Below are 12245 nucleotides of genomic sequence, written 5' to 3' on the forward strand. Positions count from 1 at the left end.
TTGCATAGGAGGAGTAGAATGAAGAGTTACATATGGAAATTAGGTTTGCTTTTCGTATTGATGATCATGCTTGTTGCTTGCGCCAGTGAGCCGGATGAAGGTGAGGCAGGTGCTGATACGGAAGCAGTTGGAAATGAAGGCGGTGACTTAATTATCGCTGTAGGGGCTGATGCAATATCTTTAGATCCGCATATTGCAAACGACGTATCATCTGGAAATGTGAATATAAATATTTATGAGACTTTAACTAAATTTAATGAAGATATCGAATTAGAACCGCTTTTAGCTGAAAGCTGGGAAGAAGTTGATGATAATATATGGGAGTTTAAGCTAAAAGAAGGAATCACTTTCCAGGATGGCTCCGAGTTCAATGCAGAGGTCGTAAAGATGAATGTAGAGCGTATTTTGGATGATGAAGTTGCATCACCAAGAAAAGTGTTATTCGAAGTTATTGATGAGATTAAAGTAATCGATGATTATACAGTGCAATTTATTACATCTTCTCCATTTGCACCGCTCCCATCTCATTTTGCTCACTATGCATCAAGCATGGTCAGCCCTGAAGCAATTGAAGCGGATTATGAGAATGCAGAGGCTGGAAATGAGTATGGTGCATACATTTCCGAAAACCCGGTAGGTACGGGAATGTTTAATTTTGAAAAATGGGATGCTGGAGCAGAGATTGTTCTTACAAATAATGCTGATTATTGGGGTGATGGTGCGAAGGTAGATACAGTTACATTTAAAGTAGTACCAGAAACCTTAACGAGAGTTGCTGAATTAGAAACAGGACAGGCACATATTGCTGATCCGCTAATCGCAAATAATATTGAACAATTAGAAAATAGCAGTGAAGCGAATATCTATATGCGTGAAGGCGCAGCTATTACCTATCTGGGATTCAATACAGAGAAGGAGCCATTTACGGATGAAAGAGTACGACGGGCGATTTCTATGGCACTGAATAGAGAGGAAATGGTAGAAGGGATTCTGAATGGTGCTGGAGAAGTCGCTAAAGGACCTGTTAACGACACGAACTTTGGGTATCGTGATGATATTGAAGCAATCGAATATGATCCTGAAGCTGCAAAAGAATTATTAGCGGAAGCAGGGTATGAAGATGGCTTTTCAACCACAATTTGGACCAACGACACGCAGGAACGGATTGATGTTGCAACCTACGTTCAATCTTTACTTGCTGATATCGGTATTGATGTGACGATTCAGGAGTTTGAATGGGGAACTTATATAGAGCGGACAAGTAACGGAGAGCATGATATGTTTATTTTTGGATTATCTCTTGGAACACATGATGCAGATTATCCAATGCATATGTTATTCCACTCTGATAATGCTGGACCTCCGGGAAACCGTACTATGATGAGGGATGAAACGTTTGATGAAATGCTCTATGAGGCCCGAATCGAACAAGATGAAGATAAGCGTTTGGATTTATATGTGGAGGCAGCAAATTATCTAAATGAACAATCACCAATGGCCTTCCTGTATCATCCGAACGAAATTATGGGTTATCGTAATGAGGTACAAGGTTTTTGGACAGACACATCTGGATTATATCAATTAAAGGATGTCACAATTCAATAAGGAACAAGTTTATGGAAAGAGGTGTTCAAATGGACATCTCTTTCCATATTATTAAGATGAAAATATTAGGTCTTTCAGAGGAAACGACAAAATAAGACAATAGAACTACATAAGGTTACAAAAAGTAAATAAAGGACGTATTTAAATTTAGAACGAAATAAGTCATTCTATATCATGAAAACCCATACAAACCTTGTTATAAAGCTGATTTGAAGTAGTTGTCTTTTATTTCTATTAAAAATAGAGCGGAATCAGCTGATTACAAATAGATTAAAAATATATTAAGACATTTCAAAATTTTAGTAATTCAATCCTATTATTGAATTTATAGATCAGATAGATTAGAATAAAGAAGTAAGACTATACAATATTCTAATTGAGGGGAGTACGAATATGAAATTGTCAAAAAAGTCTTTATTATTATTAGTTTTTGGACTTTTGCTCAGCGTTGTTTTGGTAGCGTGTGCAAGTGAACCCGATGAAGGCGGTAACAATGAAGATACAGAAGATGCTTCAGACGATGCAGCTGAGGGGGAAGCTACTGATGGAGGCGAGCTTATTATTGCCAACCAGTCAGATGCGGTTTCACTTGATCCAGCAGGATCGAACGACGTTCCATCAAGTAATGTTCAGGCAAATATCTTTGAAACACTTGTAAAGCTGGATGGAAATATGGAATTACAGCCCGGTCTTGCTACAGAGTGGGAAGCAGTTGAAGATAATGTATGGGAATTTACATTACGTGAAGGTGTAACTTTCCATGATGGTTCGGAATTTAATGCAGAAGTGGTAAAAGCAAACATTGAACGTATTTTAGATGAAGATGTTGCTTCTCCACGCTTTTTCCTTTATGAAATGGTAGAGGATATAGAAGTAGTGGATGATTACACAGTACGTTTTACAACAGAATATCCATTTGCACCATTCCCGGCACATATCGCACATAACGGCGGCGGAATGGTTTCTCAGGATGTAATTGAAGCAGATTATGAAGCAATGGAGAATGGTGAAGAGCCAGGAACTTATATTAGTGAAAATCCAGTTGGTACAGGCTTCTTTAAATTTGATTCATGGAATCCTGGTTCAGAAATTCGTTTAGTGAAAAATGAAGACTATTGGGGAGAGCCGGCTCACCTTGATTCTGTTGTGTTCAAGGTCGTAAGTGAAGGTCTTACTCGTGTAGCTGAACTTCAAACTGGCGATTCGCATATTGTTGATCCTTTAAATACAAATGATGCAGCACAAGTTGAAGGCACAGATGGTGTTCATGTAGCACCGCAAGAAAGCGTAAGTTTATCTTATATTGGATTTAACACACAAAAAGAACCATTTGATAATCCAGATGTACGTAAAGCAATCAATATGGCAATTGATAAGAGTCCGATTATTGACGGTATCTACAATGGCTATGGTATTCCAGCAGTAGGTCCATTAGCACCACCTGTATTTGGTTATGATGAAAACGCACCTGGTCTAGAGTATAATTTAGAGGAAGCGAAGCAATTATTAGCTGATGCGGGCTATGAAGATGGATTTTCTACAACAATTTGGACAAATGACACACAAGAACGTGTCGATGCTGCTACAAATGTTCAATCTCAATTACAGGAATTAAATATTGATGCGGAAGTAGAGGTTCTTGAATGGGGTACTTATTTAGAAAGAACAGCTCAAGGGGATCATGAAATGTTTGTACTTGGCTGGTCAACTGTAACCGGGGACGCAGACTATGGTTTATATCCATTATTCCATTCTGATAATGTAGGTGAACCTGGTAACCGTACTTTCCTTGAAAATGATGAATTAGACGCAATGCTTGAAGAAGCACGTCGTGCGGGAGATGAAGAGACTCGTCTGCAACTTTACAGTGATATTCAGGCAGAAATTGCAGAGCTTGCTCCAATGCTTTATTTACATCATCAAGAATTATTGCTTGGTGTAAGAGATGAAGTGCAAGGCTTAACACAATTACCAACGCAGATTCTTCAATTACATGATGTATATTTAGAGCAATAAGAAATAAAAAACAGGCTGCTTTCTGATAAAGCTGCCTGTTTTTTATATCCAAAAAAGACACATGAGCTTATATTTTCACTCATGTGTCTTTTTATAATACTTAAGCATTCACAGTCGGCTGATGTGCACCAGAACGGATTGCTTCCATATGGTGGCAAGCTGCACGGTGTCCGTCCTTCATGCCTTCTGTATTACGCAGTTCAGGTACTTTTGTACGGCACAAATCCGTTGCAAAAGGACAGCGTGTGTGGAAACGGCAGCCTTCAGGCGGATCAATTGGAGAAGGTACATCTCCTTTTAATGTGATGCGTTCCTTCTTGGCTTCCAGGTCGGTACTAGGAATAGCAGATAACAGAGCCTTTGTATAAGGATGCATATTATTTGTAAATAATGATTTTTTATCAGCTATCTCGACAACCTTGCCCAAATACATCACAATAATACGGTCAGAGATATGACGGACAACACCTAAATCATGCGAAATGAAAAGATATGTCAGTTTAAATTCACGCTGCAGCTTTTTCAATAAGTTAATCACCTGTGCCTGGATAGATACATCCAGTGCGGATACAGCTTCATCTGCAATAATCAATTTTGGATTAACAGACAATGCACGGGCAATCCCAATCCGTTGACGCTGCCCGCCGCTGAATTCATGCGGATGCCGGTCAGCCTGATGTGGTCCCAGACCTACTGTGTCCATTAATTCTTTCACGCGATCGTTTCTTTCGCTTTTTGGTACAGCATTTTGAATTTCCATTGCTTCAGTTAAAATTTGCCGTACGGTGTGGCGCGGGTTAATCGAAGCATAAGGATCCTGGAAGATAATCTGCATATCTTTACGGAATTTATTCATTTCTTTTTTATTAAGCTCAAGAATATTTGTATTATCAAACTCTACTTTTCCATCCGTAGGTTCATCTAATCTTAGAATAGCGCGTCCAGTTGTGGACTTTCCGCAGCCGGATTCTCCTACGATACTGAGGGTCTCTCCTTCGTAAACTTCAAAGGAGACATCATCTACTGCTTTTACGTGATTAATCGTACGTCCGAAAATCCCGCCTTTAATCGGGAAATATTGTTTTAAGTCATTTACTTTAAGAAGTACTTTCTGATTGCTCATGAATGTTCACCTCCGGATCTCCGTCCCATTCGTCAGAATAAATCCAGCAACGAATTTGATTACCGTCTTTATCCGTTTCCAGGTCAGGTAATTTATTGCGGCATAAATCGGTAGCGAATGGACATCTTGGTGCAAATCGGCAGCCTTGTGGCATATCAGCAGGACTGGGAACAGATCCTTTAATCACTGCCAGATCTCCCTCTACATCCTGATCGTGTTGTGGAACAGATTGCATCAAGCCGACCGTATAGGGATGTTTTGGATTCGTAAATAATGTCTTTTTATCGGTATATTCCACTACCTTACCGCAGTACATAACGGCAACATAATCGCATGTTTCGGCAACAACGCCGAGATCATGTGTAATTAATAAAATACCCATGTCCAATCTTTCTTGCAATTCTTTCATTAAATCTAAAATCTGTGCTTGAATGGTTACATCCAGCGCAGTGGTCGGTTCATCGGCAATCAGTAAATCTGGATTACAAGCGAGCGCAATCGCAATCATGACACGCTGACGCATCCCACCGGATAATTCAAAAGGATACTGATCGATCCGTTTTTCCGGAGAAGGAATTCCTACCAGCTTTAACATATCAATTGATTTTTTTCTTGCTTCCTTTTTGCCAAGGCCCTGGTGAATTTGGAATGATTCACTGATCTGCTGTCCAACGGTAAAGGTTGGATTCAGCGAGGTCATCGGTTCCTGGAAAATCATTGATATTTCATTTCCGCGGATTTTACGCATCTGTGCTTCGCTTTTCTCTAAGAGGTTTTCTCCTTTGAAGAGAATTTCTCCTCCTTTAACCTTACCTGGTTCCTCGATCAGACGGAGAACAGATAACGAAGTAATACTTTTTCCGGAACCAGACTCTCCAACAACGCCAAGTACCTTTCCTTTGGGAATATTAAATGAAACACCATCTACAGCTTTTACTTCTAAATCCTTTGTAAAGAAGGAAGTCTGTAAATTTTTTATTTCTAATATATTGTCATATGAAGTGTTAGGTGCACTTGTCATAGTAAGTAGCTCCTTTCAAAAATCTAGTAGTGCAAGAATACTAGTCTAAATCAATTCGTTTGTTCAAGAACCTGTACGCAACATCGACAATCAAGTTTACAAGAACGAAAAGAAGGGACGCAACTAAAATCGTTCCTTGAACAACCGGAAAATCACGGGCTGTGATCGAATCAATAATCAATTTCCCCATACCATTCACAGCAAATACAGACTCTGTTAATACAGATCCGCCTAGAAGTCCGCCAAACTGCAGGCCTACTACGGTAACAATCGGAATCAGTGCATTTTTTAACGCATGACGATAGATAACAATCCGTTCTTTTACCCCTTTGGCACGGGCTGTGCGGATATAATCCTGTCCGATCACATCCAGCATACTGGAACGGGTCATCCGTGCGATAATGGCAGCACTGCTTGTACCTAGTGTAATAACCGGCAGGACAATTTGGCTGAAGCTGCCCCAACCGGAAGGACTGAACCACCCTGTATTATTAAAGAAAGGTATCCAGGACGGCAGATCGACTCCAATCGCAAACCATTGGATTAACATTAAACCAAGCCAGAAATTTGGCATGGATAGACCGAATAAAGCGATAACCATCAGTGTTGTATCAAGTGCAGAATATTTACGTGTTGCAGAAATAATACCAATAATTAATCCGACAAACACAGCTAACACGGTACTGTAAAAGGCTAGTTCAACCGTTACCCAAAATCTGGCGCCGATTTCAGCAGAAACATCTCGTCCACTTCGCATCGAGGTTCCTAAGTCACCTTGAACCGCACCAGTCACATAGTTGAAATATTGTGTCGGCAGTGGGTCATTTAAACCAAGCCGTTCTCTTATATTATCAATTTGTTCCTGTGGAGCGCCTTCACCGGCAATGACCTGAGCCGGGTCTCCGGGAACCAAATGCATCATGCTAAATACGATAATAGATACACCGATTAGAACGGGTATCGTTTGTAAAATACGTCGAATGATAAATTGAATCAAAGTGGTTCACCTCTTTCTATTCTTTCGTTTTTGGATCAAATGCGTCACGTAATCCGTCTCCAAGTAAGTTAAATGCCAATACAGCTACAACAATAGCAAGCCCCGGGAATAATGCTACATGGGGTGCATTATATAAGTAGTTTCGTCCATCACTCAGCATCGCTCCCCATTCTGGTGTAGGAGGCTGTGCACCGAGTCCTAAAAAGGAAAGTCCGGCAGCTGATAGAATTGCTGTAGCAATACTTAACGTAGCTTGAACGATAATTGGAGAGGTGATATTTGGTAAAATATGTTTGAAAATAATTCTGGAATCGCTGGCTCCGAGTGCTCTCATTGCATCAATATACTCCAATTTTTTCACAGATAAGGTCGAGCCCCGGACAATTCTGGCAAAAATAGGTACAGATGAAACAGCAACAGCAATAACCACATTAACCATGCTTCCTCCTAGAACAGTAACAATCGTTAAAGCTAATAGAATACTAGGGAATGCCAATAACACATCCATAATACGCATGATAATGCTGTCAGTCCGTTTACCGTAATACCCGGCGATAATGCCGAGAAATACACCGACAGTTGCTCCGAGTAAAATAGAGAAAAAACCAATCATTAGCGTTAATCCGGTACCCTGGACTACCCTGCTGAATATATCTCTCCCAAAGTTATCTGTTCCAAACCAATGCTCAGATGAAGGAGTAGCTAATTTATTGGTTACATCCTGATCATATAGAGGATCATAGGGGGTTAAGTATGGTCCGACAAGAGCGATAATGATAAGTAAAATAATTAATATACCGCCGACAACAGCCGACTTATTTTTTTTAAGTTTATTAAAGACGCTTTTCCAGCTTTTAAGTCGAGGATTAGGCGGTCTAACCGCTGTTTCTGACTTTTCAATATGTTCGTTTGAACGACTCATCGGTTTTTTTCATCCTTTCTCTCGTGTTATAGGTCAGTCTTGATTATATCATGAAAAGGCTTAAAGAAATATAATTCATTTGAAAATCCTTAGAAAATGCACGTTTTTTGAAACTATCAAAAAACGACAACCCTTGATATAAAAGGGTTTATTAGAATGGATAAAAAAGGAAATCCCTTAAATTCGTAAAACTATACCAAATATGAAAATTTTCATTAATTAAAAAATGAAAGCGCTATCTCAGTTTGAAAAAATCAGTTGATCGACACTTTTCCTGATCGTTCAGACGGTTTAATATTTTTTGAAAAAGGTATAGTTAATTATCTCTGATGTTGCTGAAGGATAAAGGAAGATATACAACATGATAAAATCTTAATAGAAATTACTGCGGAAAATCCTGTATAATAGATAATGATTAAAGGTATACCATTATGAAGAGGTGGAAAATCGGTGAAGAAGAAATTTATTTGGAATCCTGCTAGATTTTTCTTTCATTATATAGGAACAGAGAAATTAGAGGCTCTTGCAAAGGAAGGCTGGATTGTAGAAAAGTTACGACTGGGTGGTCTTCTTTTCCAATTAAAAAAGGATAAGCCTAAGGAAGTACAGTATCATCTGGAATTTCAGTCTATTCAAAATGTAGAAGAAGACAGCGCACAGTTATCTGAAGGATGGGAGCGCATAGATAAGGCAGATTATATGCAAATTTTTCAGGGTTCCTCGGAAGCTGCACCAATGAAAGCACATTATGAACAGCTCCTGGAACAAATGAAGCAGGAAGCACGTTCACTAGGGAAGTATACGATTATCTCGAGCTTATTTCTGATTATTTTCTTTATATTACATATAAAAACCGGCTGGGCTTTCGTGCAAATGATTCTACTTGGCGGAATCATTATGCTTTCCATCACATTTATCCTGATAGCAGCTATATATATTTTAAATAAGTACAGGCAGTATAATCTAAAAAAAATGTAATATTACGGATATAATGGTAACGAATTCGAAACTTTTTGGAAATAAAAGGTTTCGAATTTTAATATAAGGATAGTATATAACAGTATACAGAAGGAAAAAGCAGAAAATGTTGTTTTATACGGAGCAGGCGCAATATATTGCTTAAAACTATCGAAATACTGCTCTATAGGCGGTTTGAGTTTTATTTGGAACTTACTTATAATATAAAAAGTTGCCTTGAAAGAGGTAAATACATCTATATAGATGCCATAAAATAAATGAGTCTATCGTTGGTTCATTTATTTTTGTTCTTTAGCATATATGGTTCGTGAGTACCAAAGTTTTTTCATCTAGATGTACGACAAAATAACATAGAGAGGTGATTACATGGCAGTAGTTGAAGCAAAAAACCTGTCTAAAATCTTTGGTAAAAACATCAGCCAATCTATCAAACTGTTAGATCAAGGGATGCCCAAAGAAGAGATATTGAAAAAGACAGGGAATACTGTCGGAGTAAATCGTGCCAGTTTCTCTGTTGAAGAAGGAGAAATATTTGTCATCATGGGGCTTTCAGGAAGTGGGAAGTCTACGTTAGTTCGACTAATTAATCGGTTAATAGAGCCAAGTGAAGGATCGATCCTGATCGATGGGAAAGAATTAGCAACATTAGATAAAAAAGCATTAAGACAAGTACGTCGTGAAAAATTAGGAATGGTATTCCAGCAATTCGCACTTTTCCCGCACCGCACCATTTTACAAAATGCTGCATTCGGTTTAGAAGTACAGGGTGTTGATAAATCTGAACGGGAAAAGCGGGCGGAAGAATCATTAAGACTTGTTGGTTTAGGTGACTACATGCATCAAAAACCTGGTCAATTATCCGGTGGAATGCAGCAGCGTGTCGGACTTGCCCGTGCACTGGCTAATGACCCGAAAGTGTTATTAATGGATGAAGCGTTTTCAGCGCTTGATCCGCTTATCCGGAAGGAAATGCAGGATGAGTTGATTGATTTACAATCTTCCATGAAGAAAACCATTATCTTTATTACGCATGATCTTGACGAAGCTCTTCGACTGGGTGACCGGATTGCATTAATGAAGGATGGGGCTATTGTACAAATCGGAACACCAGAGGAAATTCTGATGAACCCTGCCAATGACTATGTTGAGAAATTTGTAGAGGATGTAGATCGCTCGAAAATACTTACAGCAAGTCATATTATGAAGCGGCCGGAAACCATTGATATCGAGAAGCATGGTCCGCGTGCAGCGTTAGAGAGAATGCGCCGGGAAGGTATTTCCAGCATTCTGGTTGTCGATGAAAGCCGTCGTTTGCAAGGCTATGTGACAGCAGATGATGCTTCGGACGCACGAAAAAAAGAAGTATCCGATATTAAAGAAATTCTGCAAACAGATATTTTAAGGGTGTCACCGGATACACCGATGCAAGAGATTTTCTCTATGATTTACGATACGCCTGTTCCAATTGCAGTTGTGGAGGATAGCGGTCGTTTAAATGGAATTATTGTTCGCGGAGCAGTCTTAGCCGCACTTGCAAATGATGGTGAGGTGAACCTGGATGCTTGATTTTATGGATCAAATACCGTTAGCAGAATGGACAGAAAAGGCTACAGACTGGATTCAGGATAAATTTGCATTTCTTTTTGAACCAATCAAAGACCATTTTGGCAACTTTATGGACTTTATATCTGGAGATGTTTTAACAAGCATCCCTCCAATCCTCTTTATTTTGATTGTTGCCGTGATAGCATTTTTTGTTTCCGGCAAGAAATTTGGATTAGCGGTATTTTCAATTGTCGGTCTATGGTTTGTTTATAATCAAGGATTATGGGATGCGCTAATGGCTACCGTAACATTAGTTATTCTGGCTAGTTTATTATCCGTTATTATAGGTGTTCCAATAGGTATTTTAATGGCAAAAAGTAAGATTGCCAATTCCATTTTTACACCAATTTTGGACTTTATGCAGACAATGCCGGCATTCGTATACTTAATTCCGGCCGTAGCATTCTTTGGAATCGGGATGGTTCCGGGAGTATTCGCATCACTTATATTTGCGACACCACCGACTGTCCGCTTTACAAACTTAGGTATCCGCCAGGTTTCCAAGGATTTGATTGAAGCGTCGGATTCATTTGGTGCAACCGGGTCACAGAAATTATTTAAAGTAGAGTTACCGATGGCAAAAGGCACAATTATGGCTGGTATTAACCAGACGGTGATGCTTGCTCTGTCTATGGTTGTAATCGCGTCAATGATTGGTGCGCCGGGACTTGGAAGTCAAGTACTTTCTGCGTTGCAGCGTGCATCTGTCGGTACCGGATTTGTTGCCGGAGTCGGAATTGTTATTCTGGCGATTATTATTGACCGTATTACACAAAATATGAACAAAGCAAAAGAGTAAAACGGTGTGACAATCTTTTTATATCAAGGGAGGTATCTTTCTCTCTTATATGAAAAGTGTCAATATAGAAAGGTTAAAATTTAAGAAAAAGGGGAGTTTTATTTATGGCTAAATGGAGTCTGAAGCGTGCAGGACTTATTGGTTCATTAGCACTTGGACTGGTTGTTGCAGGCTGTGGCAGTGACGATAATGGCGATAACGGTGGTGGAGATGGCGATTCTGCTGAAGGCGGCGTAGATGGAGAGATTGAACTGGCTTATGTAGAGTGGGATTCTGAAGTGGCATCTACACATGTTATCGGAAAAGTACTGGAAGATGCAGGTTATGATGTAAAATTAACTGCATTGGATAATGCAGTGATGTGGGAAGCAGTTGCAAATGGCGAAGCAGATGGTATGGTAGCAGCCTGGTTGCCGGGAACACACGCTGAACAATTCGAAGCATATGGTGATCAAGTAGAACAGCTTGGCGTTAACTTAGAAGGTGCAAAAATTGGTCTGGTTGTACCAGAGTATATGGATGTCGATTCTATTGCCGATCTTTCCGATGAAGCTGGTCAAACCATTACAGGCATTGAGCCGGGTGCTGGTGTTGTAAGTGCAGCTGAAGAAGCTGTTGAAACGTATGATAACCTGGATGGCTGGACTGTTCAGACTTCTTCCAGCGGCGCGATGACAACAGAGCTGGGAAGTGCTTATAATAGTGAAAATGAAATTATTATAACTGGCTGGACCCCGCACTGGAAGTTTCAGGTATATGATTTGAAGTATCTTGATGATCCAGAGGGTGTATTTGGTGAAGCAGAAACAATTGAAACAATGGTTCGTGAAGGACTGGAAGAGGATGCACCAGAGGCATATCAAATACTGGATAACTTCCACTGGACTACAGACGATATGGAAGAAGTTATGTTAAATATTAGTGAAGGTGCTGATCCAGCTGATGCAGCTGCTGAATGGGTAGAAGCGAATCAAGAAACGGTAGCTGAATGGACAGAAGGTATTGAATAGGGTTAGATATCCTTTAAAGAGGCGATTCCAATAATTATGTTGGGATCGTCTTTTCTATGTTTATAGTTAAAATCCGAACATTTTATAATTTTTTTAAATTTTAGTTCGCCTTTTCTAAGCTGAAATAAACAAAATTGAATAATTGAAGCATATGATTAAGTCAAAATGA

10 protein-coding genes are annotated in these 12245 nt (G+C 39.5%); 6 read left to right on the forward strand and 4 right to left on the reverse strand.

Annotated features, from left to right (window positions below):
• The first annotated feature begins 18 nt into the window (after positions 1-18).
• The gene (locus FLK20_RS15415) at positions 19-1605 is read left to right on the forward strand and encodes a glutathione ABC transporter substrate-binding protein (RefSeq protein ID WP_152657485.1); all 1587 of its coding nucleotides are present in this window, start codon (positions 19-21) and stop codon (positions 1603-1605) included.
• A 393-nt stretch (positions 1606-1998) separates the two neighbouring features.
• Positions 1999-3621 carry a glutathione ABC transporter substrate-binding protein gene (locus FLK20_RS15420; RefSeq protein ID WP_152657486.1) on the forward strand — a complete coding sequence of 541 codons (1623 nt, stop codon included), beginning with the start codon at positions 1999-2001 and terminating at the stop codon, positions 3619-3621.
• Between the two features lie 100 nt (positions 3622-3721).
• Here FLK20_RS15420 and FLK20_RS15425 read toward each other — a convergent pair whose 3' ends face one another.
• From FLK20_RS15425 to nikC, 4 genes are read right to left on the reverse strand one after another with little or no spacing between them, the layout of a single operon-like run.
• A complete protein-coding gene (locus FLK20_RS15425) occupies positions 3722-4744 on the reverse strand; it encodes an ABC transporter ATP-binding protein (RefSeq protein WP_152657487.1) in 1023 nt (340 codons plus the stop codon).
• Positions 4719-5765 (reverse strand): ABC transporter ATP-binding protein, encoded by a 1047-nt coding sequence (locus FLK20_RS15430; protein ID WP_152657488.1) that lies wholly within the window; start codon positions 5763-5765, stop codon positions 4719-4721. The genes FLK20_RS15425 and FLK20_RS15430 overlap by 26 nt, the downstream gene beginning before the upstream one ends.
• A 40-nt stretch (positions 5766-5805) precedes the next feature.
• Positions 5806-6762 carry an ABC transporter permease gene (locus FLK20_RS15435; RefSeq protein ID WP_152657489.1) on the reverse strand — a complete coding sequence of 319 codons (957 nt, stop codon included), beginning with the start codon at positions 6760-6762 and terminating at the stop codon, positions 5806-5808.
• 16 nt (positions 6763-6778) lie between these two features.
• The gene (nikC, locus tag FLK20_RS15440) at positions 6779-7684 is read right to left on the reverse strand and encodes a nickel transporter permease (RefSeq protein ID WP_152657490.1); all 906 of its coding nucleotides are present in this window, start codon (positions 7682-7684) and stop codon (positions 6779-6781) included.
• 450 nt (positions 7685-8134) lie between these two features.
• Here nikC and FLK20_RS15445 point away from each other — a divergent pair, with 450 nt between their 5' ends.
• From FLK20_RS15445 to FLK20_RS15460, 4 genes are all read left to right on the forward strand, one after another.
• On the forward strand, positions 8135-8662 hold the full coding sequence (locus FLK20_RS15445; RefSeq protein WP_152657491.1) for a DUF2812 domain-containing protein: 528 nt from the start codon (positions 8135-8137) through the stop codon (positions 8660-8662).
• 366 nt (positions 8663-9028) lie between these two features.
• Positions 9029-10228: a quaternary amine ABC transporter ATP-binding protein gene (locus FLK20_RS15450; RefSeq protein ID WP_152657492.1), complete on the forward strand. Its 1200-nt coding sequence runs from the start codon at positions 9029-9031 to the stop codon at positions 10226-10228.
• Entirely contained in the window at positions 10221-11066 is an 846-nt protein-coding gene (locus FLK20_RS15455) for an ABC transporter permease (protein WP_152657493.1), read from the forward strand. The genes FLK20_RS15450 and FLK20_RS15455 overlap by 8 nt, the downstream gene beginning before the upstream one ends.
• 104 nt (positions 11067-11170) lie before the next feature.
• A complete protein-coding gene (locus FLK20_RS15460) occupies positions 11171-12076 on the forward strand; it encodes a glycine betaine ABC transporter substrate-binding protein (protein ID WP_152657494.1) in 906 nt (301 codons plus the stop codon).
• Positions 12077-12245 lie beyond the last annotated feature (169 nt).

Source organism: Oceanobacillus sp. CFH 90083, assembly GCF_009389585.1.
In the GTDB taxonomy this organism is placed as follows: Bacteria; Bacillota; Bacilli; order Bacillales; family Amphibacillaceae; genus Oceanobacillus.

Bases quoted from the DNA above. Each gene is read 5' to 3' on its own strand.
- FLK20_RS15415 (WP_152657485.1), top strand. From the start codon at position 19: ATGAAGAGTTACATATGGAAATTAGGTTTGCTTTTCGTATTGATGATC.
- FLK20_RS15420 (WP_152657486.1), top strand. From the start codon at position 1,999: ATGAAATTGTCAAAAAAGTCTTTATTATTATTAGTTTTTGGACTTTTG.
- FLK20_RS15425 (WP_152657487.1), bottom strand. From the start codon at position 4,744: ATGAGCAATCAGAAAGTACTTCTTAAAGTAAATGACTTAAAACAATAT.
- FLK20_RS15430 (WP_152657488.1), bottom strand. From the start codon at position 5,765: ATGACAAGTGCACCTAACACTTCATATGACAATATATTAGAAATAAAA.
- nikC (WP_152657490.1), bottom strand. From the start codon at position 7,684: ATGAGTCGTTCAAACGAACATATTGAAAAGTCAGAAACAGCGGTTAGA.
- FLK20_RS15450 (WP_152657492.1), top strand. From the start codon at position 9,029: ATGGCAGTAGTTGAAGCAAAAAACCTGTCTAAAATCTTTGGTAAAAAC.
- FLK20_RS15455 (WP_152657493.1), top strand. From the start codon at position 10,221: ATGCTTGATTTTATGGATCAAATACCGTTAGCAGAATGGACAGAAAAG.
- FLK20_RS15460 (WP_152657494.1), top strand. From the start codon at position 11,171: ATGGCTAAATGGAGTCTGAAGCGTGCAGGACTTATTGGTTCATTAGCA.